This window comes from Paraburkholderia sp. BL25I1N1 (assembly GCF_003002025.1).
Classification (GTDB): Bacteria; Pseudomonadota; Gammaproteobacteria; order Burkholderiales; family Burkholderiaceae; genus Paraburkholderia.
Map to the genome: position 1 here is coordinate 21,859 of NZ_PVZB01000045.1, position 18,464 is coordinate 40,322.

The 18,464-nt window shown below is 58.2% G+C and carries 13 protein-coding genes and 2 pseudogenes; 13 read left to right on the forward strand and 2 right to left on the reverse strand.

The window, feature by feature from the left end; translation table 11 throughout:
• The first annotated feature begins 1,409 nt into the window (after positions 1-1,409).
• Positions 1,410-3,296 (forward strand): tannase/feruloyl esterase family alpha/beta hydrolase, encoded by a 1,887-nt coding sequence (locus B0G73_RS38085; protein ID WP_106286191.1) that lies wholly within the window; start codon positions 1,410-1,412, stop codon positions 3,294-3,296.
• A gap of 389 nt (positions 3,297-3,685) precedes the next feature.
• Here B0G73_RS38085 and B0G73_RS38090 read toward each other — a convergent pair whose 3' ends face one another.
• Positions 3,686-4,333 (reverse strand): TetR/AcrR family transcriptional regulator, encoded by a 648-nt coding sequence (locus B0G73_RS38090; RefSeq protein WP_106286192.1) that lies wholly within the window; start codon positions 4,331-4,333, stop codon positions 3,686-3,688.
• A 242-nt stretch (positions 4,334-4,575) separates the two neighbouring features.
• On the opposite strand from B0G73_RS38090, the gene B0G73_RS38095 reads away from it, so the two are divergent.
• The 6 genes and pseudogenes from B0G73_RS38095 to B0G73_RS38120 all read left to right on the forward strand — a co-directional run.
• A complete protein-coding gene (locus B0G73_RS38095; RefSeq protein ID WP_106286193.1) occupies positions 4,576-6,291 on the forward strand; it encodes an AMP-binding protein in 1,716 nt (571 codons plus the stop codon).
• A gap of 25 nt (positions 6,292-6,316) precedes the next feature.
• Positions 6,317-6,982 (forward strand): nitroreductase, encoded by a 666-nt coding sequence (locus B0G73_RS38100; protein ID WP_258194163.1) that lies wholly within the window; start codon positions 6,317-6,319, stop codon positions 6,980-6,982.
• 110 nt (positions 6,983-7,092) lie between these two features.
• Positions 7,093-7,863 (forward strand): SDR family NAD(P)-dependent oxidoreductase, encoded by a 771-nt coding sequence (locus B0G73_RS38105; protein ID WP_106286195.1) that lies wholly within the window; start codon positions 7,093-7,095, stop codon positions 7,861-7,863.
• A 380-nt stretch (positions 7,864-8,243) separates the two neighbouring features.
• A complete protein-coding gene (locus tag B0G73_RS38110) occupies positions 8,244-9,728 on the forward strand; it encodes an MFS transporter (protein ID WP_106286196.1) in 1,485 nt (494 codons plus the stop codon).
• Positions 9,729-9,814: 86 nt separating this feature from the next.
• Entirely contained in the window at positions 9,815-11,002 is a 1,188-nt protein-coding gene (locus B0G73_RS38115) for an acetyl-CoA C-acyltransferase (RefSeq protein WP_106286197.1), read from the forward strand.
• A gap of 100 nt (positions 11,003-11,102) precedes the next feature.
• Positions 11,103-11,345 (forward strand): annotated as a pseudogene (locus B0G73_RS38120) (IS6 family transposase); the annotation flags it as partial.
• Positions 11,346-11,794: 449 nt separating this feature from the next.
• Here the strand turns inward: B0G73_RS38120 and B0G73_RS38125 are convergent.
• On the reverse strand, positions 11,795-12,949 hold the full coding sequence (locus tag B0G73_RS38125; protein WP_106286198.1) for an IS110 family transposase: 1,155 nt from the start codon (positions 12,947-12,949) through the stop codon (positions 11,795-11,797).
• A 431-nt stretch (positions 12,950-13,380) separates the two neighbouring features.
• Between B0G73_RS38125 and B0G73_RS38130 the strand changes: the two genes are divergently transcribed.
• The 6 genes and pseudogenes from B0G73_RS38130 to B0G73_RS38150 all read left to right on the forward strand — a co-directional run bounded on the left by B0G73_RS38130 (position 13,381) and on the right by B0G73_RS38150 (position 18,334).
• Positions 13,381-14,568, forward strand: a complete 1,188-nt coding sequence (locus tag B0G73_RS38130) for an acyl-CoA dehydrogenase (protein WP_106286199.1) — start codon at positions 13,381-13,383, stop codon at positions 14,566-14,568.
• A gap of 6 nt (positions 14,569-14,574) precedes the next feature.
• Positions 14,575-15,813 carry a CaiB/BaiF CoA-transferase family protein gene (locus B0G73_RS38135; RefSeq protein WP_106286200.1) on the forward strand — a complete coding sequence of 413 codons (1,239 nt, stop codon included), beginning with the start codon at positions 14,575-14,577 and terminating at the stop codon, positions 15,811-15,813.
• Positions 15,814-15,957: 144 nt separating this feature from the next.
• Positions 15,958-16,231: pseudogene (locus tag B0G73_RS42040) on the forward strand (3-hydroxyacyl-CoA dehydrogenase family protein); the annotation flags it as partial.
• A 99-nt stretch (positions 16,232-16,330) separates the two neighbouring features.
• Entirely contained in the window at positions 16,331-16,594 is a 264-nt protein-coding gene (locus tag B0G73_RS42045; RefSeq protein ID WP_374957057.1) for a 3-hydroxyacyl-CoA dehydrogenase family protein, read from the forward strand.
• A gap of 43 nt (positions 16,595-16,637) precedes the next feature.
• On the forward strand, positions 16,638-17,387 hold the full coding sequence (locus tag B0G73_RS38145; RefSeq protein WP_106286201.1) for an electron transfer flavoprotein subunit beta/FixA family protein: 750 nt from the start codon (positions 16,638-16,640) through the stop codon (positions 17,385-17,387).
• A gap of 14 nt (positions 17,388-17,401) precedes the next feature.
• Positions 17,402-18,334: an electron transfer flavoprotein subunit alpha/FixB family protein gene (locus B0G73_RS38150; RefSeq protein ID WP_106286202.1), complete on the forward strand. Its 933-nt coding sequence runs from the start codon at positions 17,402-17,404 to the stop codon at positions 18,332-18,334.
• Positions 18,335-18,464: the final 130 nt, after the last annotated feature.

Consider the following 18,464-nt stretch of genomic DNA (forward strand, 5'->3'; position numbering starts at 1 on the left):
TCCTCGCCGACCAACACCGCTTTCCCTCGACTCCATTCGCACAGCGCCAATACACAGCGGCTCCTCTGATCCTGCAGGCGCAAGAGCAAATTGCCGAGCTTTTTACTGGCGAGCGACGCGTGCTCGCTGTTTCTTTTCAATTGCGCGGCAGATCCTTTCAGCCGCGAATCGGGAAGGAGCTCACTGCACTTCCGTACGGGACAGTAGTTTCCTACGGAACGATCGCAAAGTCGCATGGGTTTGGACCCGGTAACGCGCGCAGTCGCAAGCGCTACCTCTGCAAAACCCCGTGATCGTTCCCTGCGACCGGTCGTCTCGGCTTAGGGGGATCCCGCTGCTACGCCGTAGGCATCGATCGGAACAAATGGCCTTACTCACGCTCGAAAAGCATGCGGATGCGGTAGAGCCCGTTAATCTACTGGTTCTACGTCTTCCACTATGAATCTTATCGAGCTTTTCGCGCTGGCCGCGATCTGGGGTGCGTAGTTCCAGTTCCTATTCATGCGCGTGGCCACGCCGGAATTCGGGCCGATTGTTTTGATCGCCCTGCGCGTCGCAATCGCGGCGCTCGTTTTAACTCCGGTCGGTGCTTCGCATCCGCGGATGCGCGTAGCCAATTTAGATCCCAAGCGTGGCCTTCGTTTGTCGTGGGCGCGGTCAACTCTGCCGTACCGTTTTACCTGCTCGCATATTCTACCGTCTGCGTCGACGCCGGCTTTGATTCACTCCTGAAACGCGACAAGGCCACTCTGGGTCGGGCGCTTACCATATTTCGGCGAATTTGATGACTACTCGCCAGGCAATGCAGGCAGGCAAACCAGTGCGGCGCAATTGGCAACACCGGGCGCTAAGCCACGTCCGGTAGAGGACTCGACGACTCAGAACGTCCTTGCGGCATTTATCGGCCCGTTTCTTTTCAGTCTAGTTTGCATCGTCTGTTGGATCGTTAGCCGAAGTTCACCTTGCACATCCATCCGGCTGTTCGCGTTTGTGCCGGGTTGTCCCTCCATCTATCGCAGCGCCGCACCTCGTCCGCGCACGTGTCACCCGCAAATACAGAGGCCCCGCACATTCATCCGATGCTTCGCTCGACATTCGCGCTTCGGCAAGGCCCCGCATGCGCGACGCTAACTGAAACTGAATTTCAGTTACGGGTGGACGCGCAAACGGAAGGGGTCGATGCAAGGCCGACACAGCATCCATTGGCCAAGGCGCGGCACGCTCAAGCTAGCTGTTCAGTTCCCGACTGGTACTAATACTGACGCCATTCTGGTTGACAGCCTTCACGATGACACATATCGTTAACTGAAATTGAGATTCACTTAATATCGTATTTGGCTTGTTTGCAGCGCATGCCGCACCGCACTGCCCCTCTTTATCGAAAGTAATAAAATGACACGGAGACACAAATGAATGTCAGAATTTCGGCGATAGTCAGCGTAGCTGTTTCGCTGATGACGGCAGGGTGTGGCGACGGGGGTGTACAGACTGCGTCGCCGCAGCAGCCGACGTTAGCGGAAATGTGCACCACCCAGACCATGCAGAAAGCAATGCCGACGGGGGTCACGGTCAAGGACATCCCGAATTTGTGGACGAGCCTGCCCGCAGTATTCCGCGCGACCAAAGGAGGGGTCAACCTGCTAGCTGAGAATGCCTTGGGCGATGGTGCGCCCGCCTATTGTCTGGTTACCGGGAGTTTCGTTACCAATTCCGTCACCGGCAAGACCGCAAATTTTGCAGCAGGATTTCCTGCTGCGGATAAGTGGAACGGCAAGTACCTCCAGATTGGATGCGGTGGCAACTGCGGAAACGTTGGTGAGTCGGGAGCTCCCAATCCAGCTCATCTCCGCGCTGGTTTTGCGGTCTGGCAAACCGACGACGGTCATGTAGACGGTTCCATTGCTGCAACAGGAACATCCCTCGAGTCCGACAGTAGTTGGGCCGTAAGTTCTCCAGGTGTGCAAAACACCGATGCTGTACAGGATTATCTGCATCGCGCGGTGCATACAATGGCGATACTTGGCCAGCAGGCAACGGCGTCTGCATACAACGTTCAGACCGTGAAGCGTTCATATTTTATGGGTTGCTCGGACGGTGGTCGCGAAGCGATGGTTGAAGCAACGAAGTATCCACAGGACTTTGACGGAATCGTAGCAGGCGCGCCGTATAACCCTCGCAAGAATCATCCTAACTTCATGACGCGCGCACTTGTTCAGCTTCGCAGCACGAGTGCTCAATTATCGGGCGCGCAAATGAAGCTTGTTGCCTCCGCTATGACGACTGCCTGTGATGCAGCTGACGGTGTCACAGATGGGCTGATACAAAATCCAAACGCGTGCAACTTCAATCCCCGCAAAGACATCCCAATGTGTGCAGCAGGCGCCGCCGGAAGCGATTCGTGCTTGAGTTCGGATCAGATCGATAGTGTGGCCGCGATCGTCTCGGCTGCCCGCGACCAGACCGGCTCCGTTCTTGCTGCGGGTTGGTCGCCGGGTACATTAGCGGACGCAGCCGACACGGCCGCCTTCCCGTCACAGCCGGCTCAGGGTCCCGACCCGTTCGGTCCTCAACCCTACCTCACGATGTTCAACGACTGGGCGTTCTCGAACTACACGCTAAAGAACATCGTTTTCAGCGGTGACCCGAAATATGATGGAAGAACGACGCTCGGACAGGCGTTTGGGCTTTCGGATCCTGCGGACCCTTCGACATTCCATGTCACGTTCCCCTCGCAGACTACGGACGCGATCCAGAACGCGTTCCTCAATGGCACGTGGGATGATCCGGCGGCTCTTGCACCGTTCATTCAAAAAGGTGGAAAACTGTTCATGTATCACGGCCTCACCGATCCCTATCTGAATGCGAACAACACGGTCACGTACTATGAGAATCTTGCGTCTGCGGAAGGGGGATATGCGGCGCTGGAGAAAAACGTGCGACTCTTCCTGGCTCCGGGCATGGATCATTGTCAGGGCGGAGTTGGTCCCAACGCTTTCGTAAGCCAGTATCAACAGTTCTCTCCAACAATTCCATTTGACCCACAGCACGATGCACTTGCTTCGCTGGACAATTGGGTAGGAACCGGCCAGGCACCCGACAGCATTATCGCGACGAAGTATACCGACGACGACTCAACAAAACCTGTGTCGCGCACCATGCCGCTTTGTCCTTTCCCTGCACAAGCACATTACTCAGGGTCTGGATCACCGGCAGACGCTGCAAACTGGAGTTGTGCGGACGGGGACAACTCGATGCTTCGCCTGGGGACCGCAGGCACGTTAGCTGGGATGCAGTAACCATAGACTTGCGGTGGGGCAGTAGCTCGAAAGCAAACTGCCTCACTCTTGTTTTGAGTCAGAGATAAGCGTCTCGCCCGACTTGCTATCAATCACATCTTCGAAATCAGATCTGATGTGGCGTCTGCCAACGGCTGAGCTTTCAGGAAAAGCCGTTGGGACCGGAGACCCTTGTTTTTGGGGGGCAACAAAGTAAGCCCGAGGACTCGGGGCTCGTCAAACGCAGATTCTGTTTAAGCGGCAAGAATCTGGCGCCATGGCCGACTAATCCGCAATAATCACCTCGAGCGACCGGCCGAGGTGAATGCCGGCAAACTGCACTTCCCGCTTGAGCCTCTCCAGTTTGCGGCCCATTGCCTGGCAAGCCGGTTCCCCGCCGAGCTTAGGATTCAGTAGGCGGGAGGAGCGAACGGTCGCGAGTTGCCCGAAACCCCTCGCAGACAAAAAGCGATAATCGCCGAAGCGTGGGCGGCTAGTTCCGGCGAAGGTTCTGCGGGGTTAATCGTAAGTGGCGCCACCAGCCCCTCAAATAGACATCCAACGATGCAATCCGCCGAGGCGGAGGCATCCTGAACGGGGAATTCGTTCCCTGCGACTCCTTGCTCGATGATCGTCTTGAATACTCGCGACAGCGCGCGGTGATAGACAAGGCGAGCTGCCTCCACGTCGGGCTCGACCGGCTCGGCAACGAGAGCATGGGCCAGGCGATGCCCGCGTAATGCTCTGCTTGCAAATGTCCATGCTGCAGCACCAAGCCGATCGCGAGCAGTTCCATCACGCATCGCGATTCCGGCGACCACATCCACTTCCCGCTGGGCGGTCGTCTTCACAACCTCGACCATGAGTTCTGTTCTCGACGGGAAGTAGCGATAGAGCGTTCCAATCGCAATTCCGGCTGCGTCTGCGATCGACGACATCTGCGCCTCGCGAAATCCCGATTGCGCGACCAGCGTACGCGCAGCCTTAAGAATCAGCGGATATTTGTCTGCGCCGCGGCGACGGATGCGAACGCGCGGTGCGTTAAGTAGATCTTCCATTTCAGCTCACCGTCGGTGCGGATGTCCTATGGGGGTCGGAAGGCCTGCCGGGCGCATCCTCTCAAAGTCATTATGACATGGCAGTTTGCGACGATCATCCGGACGCGCCGGAGCCGGGTGCTAATACCTGGCTTTTCGAGCTTGACAGTGAGGCGGCGCCGCATTAATGTTAAGCGAATCGAGATTCTACTTAAACACGATCATTGACTCGCCCTCGGTCTTAAAAAATTCAGGAGACAGATATGGATATCAAAACGACTCTTTCGGACCCGCGCCTGCGGGTGACGGAACTGGTGAGTCAATACACCGATCCTTCCGCAAGTGTGGCCTGGCTCCTGTGCGACAGGCACAATCCCCAGAGCGTGGCGTACGAGGTCGTTGATGCGACGCTCGAGGCAAAACGTTTGACCTATGGTGAACTGAGGCGTCAGTCCGAGGCATTTGCCGCCGGTCTTGCATCGCTTGGAATAGGAAAAGGCGATAGGGTCGCTACTCTGGCCGGCAAAAGTCAGGAATACCTGATCGCGCTGATGGCGATCTGGAGGCTCGGCGCGGTGCATGTGCCGCTCTTCACGGCATTTGCGCCGGCCGCGATAGCGGTGAGGCTGACCGGCAGTCGCGCGAGGGTCGTGATCTGCGATTCGGCTCAAGCTCCAAAGCTAGCCAGGGGCGAAGATATGCCTGAAAACCCTTTGCGGCGTGTTGTAGTGATCGGCGGTGAGCAAGCGGCGAACGCCGATCCGCTGGCCGTTACTTTCGAATCAGTTCTCAAGGGCGGTGCGCAGCAGCCGGTAAGCGCGGCTGCCTCACTGGGCGGCGATGCCCCTTTCATCCACATCTTCACCTCCGGTACCACGGGTCGGCCGAAGGCGGTGGTCGTTCCGGTTCGAGCGCTTGCGGCATTCCATAGCTATGTCGAATTCGGTATTGGCTTACGCGATGACGATGTCTACTGGTGCGCTGCTGACCCCGGCTGGGGCTACGGCCTATACTTTGGCGTGCTCGGATCCTTTTGCACCGGCGTTCACAGTGTCCTGCTGAAAGCCGGGTTTGAGCCCCTGACGACGTACCGCGTCCTGGTCGATCGCAACGTGACAAACTTTGCTGCTGCGCCGACCGTGTATCGCTCCTTGTTGTGTTCGGAAATTGAGCCGCCTCCCGGCCTTGCACTCCGTTGCGCCTCAAGTGCGGGCGAACCGCTCACACCGGATGTGAATGAATGGGCAGTCGGCGCCCTTGGCGTCGAAGTGTTTGATCATTACGGTCAAACGGAAGCTGGCATGCTCATCAATAACCATCATGACCCACGTCTCGCGCGGCCTGTGAAAGCGGGCTCAATGGGTGTCGCGATGCCCGGATGGAAGGCGGTTGTGCTCGATCGCGATAATGACGTCGAGATCGGAGTCGGCGAGGTGGGCCGAGTCGCGTTCGAACTGGCGGAAAGCCCGCTGGCCTGGTTCAAGGGCTACGAGGACGATCCTGCGAAAAGCGCGGAGCGGTTTGCTGGCGACGGAAGATGGTATCTGAGCGGCGACCTGGGCCGCGTCGACGAAGACGGTTACTTCTTCTTTTCCTCGCGAGAGGACGACGTAATTATCATGGCTGGCTACCGGATCGGCCCGTTTGAGGTCGAATCGGTGATCGCCGCGCACCCGGATGTCGCCGAATGCGCAGTGATTGCGGTACCGGATAAGGTGCGGGGCGAGGTTATCGAGGCGTACGTCGTACTGCGTCGGCATGAAAAGGCGGGGCCCAAAATGGAACATGAGATTCAGCAGTGGGTAAAGACTCGCTATGCGGCTCACGCTTACCCTCGCCAGGTCCACTTTTCCGCCGAGCTTCCCAAAACTCCGAGCGGGAAGATTCAGCGGTTTGTGCTGCGGGAGCAGCGGAAAAAAGACGGTCCTATTGCCGCGGCCGTGCCGGGACGAATTAGTCTTGCCATTACTAAAGAGTGACCAACCTATGAATGCAACGCCCTCCGTGAGCGCGATCGAAGCTATTGTCCAACGTCGGTCGGTAAGACGATTTTTGGATACGCTTATTACCGCGGACGTGATCGACGACATTCTCAACCTGGCTGCAAGAGCCCCTTCAGGTACGAACATTCAGCCTTGGCACGTTCATGTGGTAACCGGCAATGCCAGAAATCGGCTGTCCGCAGCCGTATTGGAGGCCGCTCGCGAAGGTAGGCGGTGTGACGAGTATGCCTACATGCCGGAAAAACTGAAGGATGTCCACCTATCGCGACGACGCAAGGTCGGCTTCGACCTATACAGTCTTTACGGGATTGAGCGCTCAGACCATGTTTCCCGCAATGAGGCGATGCTTCGCAATTTCACGTTCTTCGGTGCCCCCGTCGGCCTGTTCTTCACCATGGATAGATATCTCCTGGCGGGCTCATGGCTTGACAGCGGAATGTTCATGCAGAACGTAATGATCGCCGCACAGTGCTACGGAATTGCGTCATGCCCGCAGCAAGCCTGGTGCGAATATGGCGGCGTCGTCCACGACGTCCTGAACATCCCTGACAGCCAGATTTTACTGTCGGGCATGGCTCTCGGATATGAGGATACGTCGGCTGACGAAAATAGATTGCGGACGGAGCGAGCGCCTGCTCGAGAGTTCGCGATTTACCACAATGAATAACGGCGCGGTGCGAACCAGCCAACGGAACACTCTCTAATAGCTCAATCCCGCTCCGGCGGGAAAAGCGAGCCCCGCGCCGTTGACGCGGCCCGTAGACAATAAGGAATCCTATGCGTATAGAAGGTAAGACGTTTCTAGTGACAGGCGGCGCCTCGGGACTTGGTGCCGCCACCGTGGAGGCACTCGTGAGTAAAGGTGCTGTGGTTGTAGTTGCGGACCGAAATTCGGACGCCGGCGCCGCTCTCAGACAACGTTACGGGTCTGACATCGAGTTCATTCAGGCTGACGTGACGAGCGAAGATAGCATCGTCAAAGCCCTCGACCTGGCTGTCGGGCTTAGCGGGACATTTTCTGGCGTCGTCAGCTGTGCCGGGGTCGCGCCGGCGGAACGCATCTTCGGCCGAAACGGAATACATGGGCTGCAAAGCTTTCGCGCAGCCGTGGACGTCAATCTCGTCGGAACATTTAACGTATTAAGGGTCGCCGCCGACAGGCTGGTCAAGCGTGATGGTACCGGCGGCGAAGAGGAAAATGGCGTAATCATAAACACTGCGTCCGTTGCCGCCTACGACGGCCAGATTGGGCAAGTCGCGTACGCCGCGTCAAAAGGCGGCGTCGTCGCGATGACGTTGCCCGCGGCTCGGGAACTGGCAAGGCATTCAATCCGCGTAGTGACCATTGCCCCGGGGATCATGGAAACGCCAATGCTTCTCGCAATGCCGGACGAAGTCCGGGCATCGCTGGCGGCGACGGTGCCCTTTCCGAGCCGTCTTGGAAAGCCACAGGAGTTTGCGTCGCTTGTGTGTCATGTAATCGAGAATCCGTATCTAAACGGGGAGGTGATCCGACTAGACGGGGCGATCAGGATGGCTGCGAAATGACCGATAGCAAGGTCCGGCTGGAGCGGAATGCGCCTGCATCGAACGACCAATGCGCCTCAAGGCACGTACTGGAATTCAATGCGCGCTGCCGAGGCTTGGGCTCGGCCGTGCCTCGATCCAGACAAGGGCAGGCCGGAACGTCGGCGGGGACGATGGAACGCGCAGCGGGGCGCGAACTCGTGCAGGCAACATTCGCCGTACAGTTCGCGATATCGCCGGTTCTCGATTGTTGTGAATTCAATGCGGATACCCGTCGAGCGAACGGGAGTGGCGTCAGTGAGTGAGGGCCGTACCTACACTGCGTTGCCTGATCACGTGAACCAGCTTATCTAGTTAATCAGTTTCAGCCGCACATTTGCTATTGACTGAGGAGACACAAAATGCATCGTATAGACGTACGTAAGTTGGCCGACGAAGCAAGCTTCAACCGGTTCCACGCACTGGTTCTTTTCTGGGGAGTGCTCATCCTTATCCTCGATGGCTACGACCTCGCCGTCGTGGGCGCGGCGCTGCCGTCAATCATGAAGGACATGGGCGTTGAAGCTACGAAGGCGGGCTTCATGGTCAGTTCAGCACTATTCGGCATGATGTTCGGCGCAATTTTCTTTGGTACCCTGGCTGACAAGCTTGGACGTCCCTTTATGATCGCCGTCTGCGTTTCCTTATTCAGCGTCTTCACGGCGACCGCTGGGTTGGCACACGAACCAGTCACCTTCAGCATTGCGCGCTTCGTCGCCGGACTAGGTATTGGCGGGGTTCTACCTATCGTCACGGCCCAGATGGCAGAGTTTTCGCCCCGCAGGATCAGAGCTCGGCTGGTGACCTTTGTCTTCGCGGGCTATTCGGTAGGCGGTGTCCTGGTGGCTTTGATTGGGAAACAACTGATTGCAGCGTATGGCTGGCAGTCGATGTTCTACGTTGCAGGCGCACCGGTGCTATTCATTCCACTGCTTCTGAAGACGATGCCGGAGTCAATGCCTTTCCTGATGAAAAAGCACCGCTACGATGACGTCCAGAAGGTCGCCAGGAAACTGGTACCTGGATACGATCTTCAAGAGCATGAGACATTTGCCGTACCGATCGATGACCCGGCGTCAGACGCCTCGGTATCCAGACTGTTCAGCGATGGACGCGGCCTCAGCACGGCGATGATCTGGATCGCCTTTGTGACGGGTCTGTTCATGGTGTACTCACTAAGTTCGTGGTTGACGAAGTTGATGGCTATGGCGGGTCACAGTCTCGGCTCGGCGTTGACTTTTGTACTGATCTTCAACGTAGGCGCGATGATCGGTGCGGTGCTTGGCGGCTGGCTTGGCGACAGACTCAATATCAAATACGTGCTTATCGGGTTCTACGCGACTGGAGCGCTTTCCTTGACGTTGATGGGCTATACAAAGTCAACAGAGCTGTTATACCTCGTCGTGTTCATCGTTGGGGCTTCGACGCTCGGTACGCAACTCCTGGCATATGCATATGCTGGTGAGTTCTACCCGATGGCGATCCGCTCGACTGGGGTCGGATTTGCATCGGGTCTGGGACGTTTGGGGGCAGTCTGTGCGCCAGTAGTGATCGGTTCCCTCGTCGCGATGAAGTTGCCGCTCGAGCAGAACTTCATGGCCATTGCGTTGGCAAGTCTGATAGGGATGGTCGCCGTCTCGTTAATCAATCAACGTTTGTCGGGTGCCACGCACGTCTATAACTTAGTTGCGGGGGCGGAGCGAGCTGGCACTATATCTGACGTATCAGAAAGATATGCCCCGGCCATCGGTAGTGGCGGTCAAGGTGCCTTCCAGGCAACGGCCCGATTTGAGACCGACGTCCGTGTTACTGGCAGTACGCCTTCAAGACCGAGGAAGGAAAATTGAAAGTTAACGCGGGATGCCGTTCCAGATGGCCCTATGTGCCCAGCTCAACGTCAATCCCGGAACACCTTAAGAGGTATGGAGGATCTATGACACAACACGACCCAATCGTTATTGTCGGGGCCGCCCGCACCCCGATGGGCGCACTGCAAGGGGATCTTGCGTCGCTCACCGCTGCGGAACTTGGGGCCGTCGCTATACGTTCGGCGATACTACGGTCGGGACTTGCGCCCGAACATGTCGAGGAAGTATTAATGGGCTGTGTCTTATCTGCTGGCCTGGGTCAGGCACCTGCGCGTCAGGCATCGCGCGCGGCAGGAATCCCTGATTCGACCGGTTGCACAACAGTCAACAAAATGTGCGGGTCAGGCATGAAAGCCGCAATGTTAGCGCACGATCTACTGTTGGCGGGAAGCAACCGAATCATGGTGGCCGGCGGAATGGAGAGCATGTCTAACGCTCCATACCTGTTGGACAAAGCACGCGCAGGTTACCGGATGGGCCATGGGAAGCTGACCGATCATATGTTTGTCGACGGGTTGGAGGATGCATATGATCCTGGGCGCCTGATGGGGACGTTCGCGGAGGATACCGCACAGACCTATGGCATTACTCGAGAGGCGCAGGATGCTTTCGCTCTGACTTCTCTTAATCGAGCACTCGCCGCCACTGCCGACGGCACGTTCGCAGACGAGATCGCCGCCGTCTCCGTCAAGGGAAGAAAGGGTGAAGTTTTGATTGCACAGGACCAACAGCCCCAGATGGCGCAGCCCGAAAAGATTTCAACACTCAAGCCCGCCTTCAGAGAAGGCGGAACAGTTACCGCAGCGAACTCTTCTTCGATTTCCGACGGAGCCGCTGCGCTCGTGATGATGCGTCGTTCAGAGGTGCAAATGCGCGATCTAAAGCCTGTCGCGACAATCGTTGCCCATAACACTTTCGCCCAGCTACCGTCGCTCTTTACCACCGCACCCGTGGGCGCGATCAAGGGTTTGCTCGAGAAGGCCTGCTGGAGTGCCGCGGAGGTTGACCTATGGGAGATCAACGAGGCCTTTGCGGTGGTGGCGATGGTAGCCATGCGCGATCTGGGCCTACCTCACCAAAAAGTAAACATCCACGGCGGTGCTTGTGCCCTGGGCCATCCAATTGGCGCCTCGGGAGCACGGATAATCGTTACTCTCCTCTACGCGCTAAAAAAATACGGCAAGACACGGGGGGTTGCGTCGCTTTGCCTCGGAGGGGGTGAAGCTACAGCGATAGCTATCGAGGTGGTGTGAGTTCGATCCGCCGTCGCTGCATGCCTGGAGTCTGCGCAAGCCCACATAGAAATGAATAGGGCATTGTCAGGTTGTGTGACTCGTCGGATAAGATGATGCGATGAAGAAATCGAAATCGCTCTATCACGGTCACAGTTTCCCGGCTAGTGTCATTAGTTACGCTGTTCGATGGTATTTCCGCTTTCATTTGAGCCTGCGCGACATTGAGGAACTGCTTTTCGAGCGCGGCGTGATCGTGACATACGAGACGATCCGATGCTGGTGTGACAAGTTTGGTAAGGGCTTTGCTCATCGAGTGAAAGCGGGGCGACGCAAGCCGGGCGGTACATGGCACCTTGACGAGGAGAGTGCGTCACGAACACAGGCGTGAGCTGGTTCTGCCGAATTGCGGCTTCCGCCGCAGCCTCGGGACGGGGAAGTCCCTTCTATGAGGATCTGTTTGTCAAGCCGCTTGCCGTTTGACAAACAGATGGTCGCCGATGTTTCGGATTGCAGTTTATTTGACGAGAAAGCATTGCTTGCATTTAAGGTCCGTCACATTTTTTCCCATGAGTAGTCTGAGGCCGTTCAATCGCGCTCGTGAGACTCGAGGTCTGCACTCACCTTCTATCCGCTGGCCAACGGTGTGACCAGCCCCATCCTGCATGCGCGCTTCGCCCGGATATCTCCGGGGCACGCGTCCCATCTTTCAATCGGTTGCACTACAGGCAACCAGGACTTCCCACGGACGCGTACACTTCAGACCGTTTGTGCTGACGAACCGTTTCCTCCTTTCCGGCAAGCCGTCAGGGATTATGCAGACTTCAACTGCGCGCCTTCAGGTAATACGCCGTCCGTCAGATAACGCCACAACGCAATCGCAAGACGGCGGGCGACCGCCACGATTGCAACCCGCCGGATTCGGCGGCTCGACGGCGTACCCTGCGTGCGCCGATGGAACCAGAGTGTGAGCGCGCTGTCTGGCTGGTAGCGCAGCCACGACCATGCCATCTCGATCAGCAGCGCACGCACTCGCCGGTTGCCCTGTTTGCTGATGCCCTGATCCACACGGCTCTCGCCGCTGTCGAAGGGTTGCGGCGCGAGGCCAACGCAAGCACCGACCTGACGGCGGTTGCTGAATTGCCGCCAGAACAGTTCTAGCGCCAGTCTTGATCCGCCAACTGGCCCGATGCCGTTCAGGCGTGTGAGGCGATCGATCCGCTCACGCGCAGGCTCGGGCAGACTGGTTTCTCGCGTCTTCTCCAGGGTGGCCAGTTGCTGCTCGACGAGTGTCAGTCGCTCGCACTCGCGAACCAGCCGTTCATGGAGCTCTGCCGGGAGCGGCGCACCATCGTGACACCGTGGCTCCCCGCGGGCGAGTCGGCCGGCGAACTTCCTGCTATCGACCTCATCCCAGCAACCGAGTGTGATCAGTAACTTGCGCATGCGGTCACGGTGCTGGAGGACTTCCTTCTGCAGTTGCCCGCGATCGCGCATCAGATGGCGGGATGCTTCATCCTGCGCCGATGGCACCCGGATCACCCGCATGCGGTCGCGTTCGCCGCGCAGCCAGGCACGCAGACTGATGACAAGTTTGATTGCATCGAGCCGGTCAGTCTTCGCGCGCCGCTTGTGGCGTTCAACCGGGATGCTCGCAGGATCGACGACGTGACATTCGATCCCGCGAGCCTGCAGCGCACGATAGATCCAGAACGAATCCTGGCCCGCCTCATAGCTGACGACGACTCGTGCATCCGCTGGCAGTGCCCATTTCGCTCTTTGCTGCCCGATCAACGTTAGCACCGCATGCAGACGGGATGCGGCTTGTGGCTCCGCTACCGTGTGTACGGCCGGGCTGTCGCGGCGACCGTCATGTAACGCAACCTTCCACTTCGCCGCAGCCAGTTCCAGCGATACCGCCAGCACGAGCGCTTCCGAATGCGTCACGTTTGCCTGATCTGTGCGCATGATCCTCTCCTTGAGTAACGGGCACACGGCCGATTTTACGATCAGCGTAGTGCGGGCTCCGTAGCCCCGTCCTACATAGGATCTTTCATTCGACAGAACCTGTTGCGTTCATCGAAGCCCGTGAAACGGCGCTCGTGTTTGGGAATCAGAATGGGCTCGAAACCTCGCAGGGCGATTCGTTGCGCCGGGTTGAGCCGTTGAACGGATAGTGACTTTAATGCCGGCGACGCCAAATCTTCTGCAGCGACTGTTTCCCTGCACGTACATGTATAAGCGAACATTCCACGCATTGCTGATTCCGCATGTCTGCGCGATAGGTGTCGTCTGGCGATGTGTGCGTTTTACGAACAGGCTAGTGCAAAAAAATCGGTTGTGACGCAGTCATCGCGTCGGTAGATTTGAACACATTCATCCACTGCATAGTGCCAATCATGAATGTTCAGCACAAGTCGCCTTCCTTTCAATGGGACGACCCCCTCCTGCTCTCACAACAACTGACTGAGGAAGAGCGTCTCGTGCAGGACTCTGCACACGCGTACTGCCAAGAGCGCCTTGGACCTCGGGTTCTGGAAGCATTCCGAAAAGAATCGACAGACCCGGCCATCTTTCGCGAAATGGGCGAGCTCGGCCTGCTGGGCGCTACGATTCCCGAAGAGTATGGTGGCGCTGGTCTCAACTACGTGAGCTATGGACTCGTGGCCCGCGAAGTCGAGCGCGTTGACTCCGGGTATCGTTCGATGATGAGTGTTCAGTCGTCGCTCGTGATGGTGCCCATCAACGAATTTGGTTCGGATGCGATGCGCCAGAAGTATCTCCCCAAGCTTGCCAGCGGTGAATGGATTGGCTGCTTCGGTTTGACGGAGCCCAACCATGGCTCGGACCCGGGCAGCATGGCGACGCGTGCGAAGCAAGTCGACGGCGGGTACTCGCTGAGTGGCAGCAAGATGTGGATTACGAACAGCCCCATCGCGCAGGTGTTCGTCGTCTGGGCGAAGGACGATGAAGGTGCGATTCGCGGGTTCGTCCTCGAAAAGGGCTGGAAGGGACTCTCCGCACCGGTAATCCACGGGAAGGTGGGCCTGCGTGCCTCTATTACGGGCGAAATCGTGATGGACGAAGTTTTCTGCCCGGAAGAGAACGCTTTCGAAAATGTGCGCGGGCTTAAGGGTCCGTTCACGTGCCTCAACAGTGCTCGTTACGGCATCGCATGGGGCGCACTCGGTGCGGCCGAGGATTGCTGGCATCGTGCACGTCAGTACGTCGTCGACCGCAAACAATTCGGGCGCCCTCTGGCCGCGAACCAGCTCGTGCAAAAGAAGCTTGCCGACATGCAGACCGAAATCACCCTCGGGCTCGGCGGTTGTCTCCGACTGGGCCGCATGAAGGACGAGGGCACCGCTGCAGCGGAAATCACCTCGCTCATGAAGCGCAATTCGTGTGGCAAGGCACTCGATATCGCGCGTGTCGCACGCGACATGCTGGGCGGCAATGGCATCAGTGACGAGTTCGGTGTTGCGCGTCACTTGGTGAATCTCGAAGTCGTCAACACGTACGAGGGCACGCACGACATTCACGCGCTGATTCTCGGCCGTGCCATCACGGGCATCGCGGCGTTCTAACCGGCCATGGACAAGACACTATCAGTGGGCGCGCTCGAAGGCGTTCGCGTCCTGGACCTCTCGCGCGTACTGGCAGGTCCGTGGGCAAGTCAGTTGCTGGCCGACCTAGGGGCAGACGTGGTCAAGGTTGAGCGGCCACGCACGGGTGATGATACCCGGGCATGGGGGCCGCCATGGCTAGCCGACGGCGAAGGCGACGCGACGGGCGAGTCCGCCTATTACCTGTGTGCGAACCGCAACAAGCGGTCGGTGACCATCGATATCAGCCATCCCGACGGGCAGGCACTGATAAAGCGTATGGCCGCTGAGGCAGACGTGTTTATCGAGAACTTTAAAGTTGGCGGTCTTAAGCAGTACGGTCTCGATTACGCGTCGCTGAAGGCAGTCAACCCTCGCCTGATTTATTGCTCCATCACGGGCTTTGGTCAGGATGGCCCCTACGCAAGCCGCGCCGGTTACGACTTCCTCATTCAAGGGATGGGCGGACTGATGAGTCTGACCGGACGTGCGGATGGCACCGAAGGTGCGGGCCCGGTGAAGGTCGGTGTTGCGCTCACGGACGTCATGACGGGGCTGTATGCAACGGTCGGCATCCTCGCCGCGTTGGCGCGACGTGACCGTAGTGGCGAGGGCCAGCACGTCGACCTTTCCCTGCTCGACGTCCAGATTGCGAGTCTGGCGAACCAGGCGTCCAACTATCTGATTGGGGGGATGGTGCCAAGCCGTCTCGGTAATGCTCACCCGAACATCGTTCCCTACCAGGAATTTTCGACCGCGGACGGGTACATGATTATCGCGGTCGGCAATGATGGGCAGTTCCGCCACTGTTGCGAGGCCTTGGGTCTGGCCGGACTTCCAATCGACGAACGCTTTCTGACGAACCCGCTGCGCGTAAAGCATCGAGCAGAGCTCGTGGCGCTGCTCGAGGCTGCAACGAAGACGCGGAACACCCGTGAGTGGGTGAAGGCGATGGAAGCGGTCGGAGTGCCTTGTGGGCCCATCAACAATGTCGCTGAGGTGTTCGAGGACCAGCACGTGCTTGCGCGCGGTGTTCGTGTCGAGATGCCGCACGTTTCTGGGGGAAACGTCGCCATGGTCGCGAACCCCATCCGTATGTCCGAATCCCCGGTTCAATATCGCAGTGCGCCGCCCAGGCTCGGGCAGCACACAGACGAAGTGTTGTTGGGCTGGTTGCGTCTGTCTGGCGAAGAAGTTGACACGCTAAGAGAGTCAAAAGTCCTCTGAGGGACAACGCTCGACGTGTCGATGAAGTTGGCGCGCAGGTGCTTCTTGGTTCGCAGGCAGTCGGTGAGGCACCCGGTTTCGAACGAGCTCCGCGGGCGTAGCGAAAAAAGAGATGAAAGACACGAGTGCAAAGCTGCTGCAGCGATGCGGCGACTTTCGTTCAGCACGACGGTCAGCGCCTTCGCGGAGTCAGATTTCATCATTGAGGCGGTGACTGAGGACGTCCTCACTAAACAGCAGATTCTCATCTCGTCGGACGCAGTGATTCGTCCGGACGCAGTGCTTGCGACGAATACCTCCTCGGTCTCGATAACGAAGCTTGGAGAGTGGCAATCGCCTCATCGGAATGCACTTCTTTAATCCGGTTCCCGCGATGAGACTTGTGGAGGTCATTCGGGGTGTGCGCACCGACGACGCGACTTTCGCGACAGCTGTCCAGTTGGCTGAGTTGCTGGGAAAACATTCAATCGGGATGAGGAATTCTCCCGGCTTCGTGGTCAACCGGATTCTGATTCCAATGATTAACGAGGCGATTCTTGTGCTGCAGGAGGGTGTTGCAAGCGCCGCCGATATCGACGAGGGAATGAAGCTGGGGGCGAACCATCCCATTGGTCCGCTGGCCCTCGCGGACTTAGTTGGACTCGACACCGTGCTCGCAATTATGGCCGTCCTTCATGATGAGTTCGGCGACCAGAAGTATCGGCCGGCCCTGTTGCTGCGCGAGATGGTTGCGGCGGGCGCCCTCGGCCGCAAGTCCGGCAGCGGGTTCCATAAATATTGAGGCGAAGGGCTGTCGTAGCCCTGTTCCAAACAGGAGAGCAAACGTGAAGGTTCTCGTGGCCATAAAGCGCGTGGTCGACTACAACGTGAAGGTCCGCGTGAAGTCGGATGGCACCGGCGTCGACATCGCCAATGTGAAGATGTCAATGAACCCATTCGACGAAATAGCTATAGAAGAGGCCGTGCGGCTGAAGGAGGCGGGGATTGTGACAGAGGTCATCGCCGTGTCCGCAGGCGTTACCCAAGTCCAGGAGACGTTGCGGACGGCGCTTGCAATCGGCGCCGACCGGGCGATTCTCGTGGAGTCGAATGAAGACTTGCAACCACTGGCTGTCGCGAAGGTACTTAAGGCGCTGATGGACAAGGAGAAGCCGGAGCTGGTGATTCTCGGAAAGCAGGCAATCGACGACGACTCGAATCAGACCGGTCAGATACTTGCGGCGCTGGCTAACCTGCCGCAGGCTACGTTCGCGTCTGAAATCACTGTCGCCGATGGCAAGGCGGAGGTAGTCCGTGAAGTCGATGGTGGCGCAGAGACGCTCTCGCTGCGGTTGCCCGCGGTCGTGACGACCGACCTGCGGTTGAACGAGCCGCGCTACGTGACGTTGCCAAACATCATGAAAGCGAAAAAGAAGCCGCTGGAGACTGTGAGGCCCGAAGACCTCGGCGTAGACGTTACACCGCGTCTGAAGACGCTCAAGGTCGCTGAGCCGGCGCACCGTGGCGCGGGCGTGAGGGTTGCCGACGTGAAGACCCTGGTCGAGAAGCTGAAGACCGAAGCTAAGGTGCTGTGAGGAGCGAAACGATTATGACGAATCTGGTGATTGCTGAACACGACAACGCGTCAATTAAGGCCGCGACACTTAACGCTGTAGCTGCCGCACAGAAGATTGGCGGCGATATTCACCTGCTGGTGGCGGGGTACAACGCTCAGGCAGCGGCCGACGAAGCTGCAAAGCTCGGGGGCGTTTCGAAGGTGTTGCTCGCCGATGCACCGCAACTCGAAGCCGGACTCGCTGAGAATGTCGAGGCCACGGTGCGCTCCGTTGCCAAGGACTATTCTCACATCCTGGCGGCGGCGACTGCTGCCGGGAAGAATGTGGCGCCGCGTATTGCTGCAACGCTCGATGTTGCGCAAATCAGCGATATCACGGCGGTGGTGAATGCTGATACGTTCGAGCGGCCAGTTTACGCTGGGAATGCGATTGCCACCGTGCAATCGGTTGACCCAGTGAAGGTCATCACGGTGCGCACGACCGCGTTCCACCCCGTTGCCGCGGAGGGTGGTAGCGCACAGGTCGAGAAGATTGAAGCCGCCGCTGACGCAGGGCTTGCGCAGTTCGTCAGCCGCGAGGTGGCAAAGCTCGAGCGGCCCGACCTTACCAGTGCCAAAATCATCGTCTCGGGCGGTCGGGGGCTGGGTAGCGCTGAGAACTACAAGAAGGTCCTTGAGCCGCTCGCAGACAAACTCTGCGCCGCGCTCGGTGCGTCGCGCGCGGCGGTTGACGCGGGCTACGTGCCGAACGACTACCAGGTGGGCCAGACGGGCAAGATAGTGGCGCCGCAGTTGTATGTCGCGGTCGGTATTTCAGGCGCAATCCAGCATCTCGCCGGCATGAAGGATTCGAAGGTCATTGTTGCCATCAACAAGGACGAGGAGGCGCCCATCTTCAGCGTGGCCGACTATGGCCTCGTTGGTGACCTGTTCACTGTGGTTGCCGAACTAACCAACGAGATTTGAAAAAGCGGCCTCTAAGGCTATTTAGCGGTCGAGTGGGCACTGTCAACTTATCGAGAGCGGGGCGTAAAAGCGGGAGAAAGAGCACGCCTCAAAATGAGTAGGATGGATTTTGGGCGAGTTCGGTGAATTC

Bases quoted from the DNA above. Each gene is read 5' to 3' on its own strand.
- B0G73_RS42045 (WP_374957057.1), top strand. From the start codon at position 16,331: ATGATTAACGAGGCGATTCTTGTGCTGCAGGAGGGTGTTGCAAGCGCC.
- B0G73_RS38135 (WP_106286200.1), top strand. From the start codon at position 14,575: ATGGACAAGACACTATCAGTGGGCGCGCTCGAAGGCGTTCGCGTCCTG.
- B0G73_RS38150 (WP_106286202.1), top strand. From the start codon at position 17,402: ATGACGAATCTGGTGATTGCTGAACACGACAACGCGTCAATTAAGGCC.
- B0G73_RS38105 (WP_106286195.1), top strand. From the start codon at position 7,093: ATGCGTATAGAAGGTAAGACGTTTCTAGTGACAGGCGGCGCCTCGGGA.
- B0G73_RS38115 (WP_106286197.1), top strand. From the start codon at position 9,815: ATGACACAACACGACCCAATCGTTATTGTCGGGGCCGCCCGCACCCCG.
- B0G73_RS38095 (WP_106286193.1), top strand. From the start codon at position 4,576: ATGGATATCAAAACGACTCTTTCGGACCCGCGCCTGCGGGTGACGGAA.
- B0G73_RS38125 (WP_106286198.1), bottom strand. From the start codon at position 12,949: ATGCGCACAGATCAGGCAAACGTGACGCATTCGGAAGCGCTCGTGCTG.
- B0G73_RS38085 (WP_106286191.1), top strand. From the start codon at position 1,410: ATGAATGTCAGAATTTCGGCGATAGTCAGCGTAGCTGTTTCGCTGATG.
- B0G73_RS38130 (WP_106286199.1), top strand. From the start codon at position 13,381: ATGAATGTTCAGCACAAGTCGCCTTCCTTTCAATGGGACGACCCCCTC.
- B0G73_RS38110 (WP_106286196.1), top strand. From the start codon at position 8,244: ATGCATCGTATAGACGTACGTAAGTTGGCCGACGAAGCAAGCTTCAAC.
- B0G73_RS38090 (WP_106286192.1), bottom strand. From the start codon at position 4,333: ATGGAAGATCTACTTAACGCACCGCGCGTTCGCATCCGTCGCCGCGGC.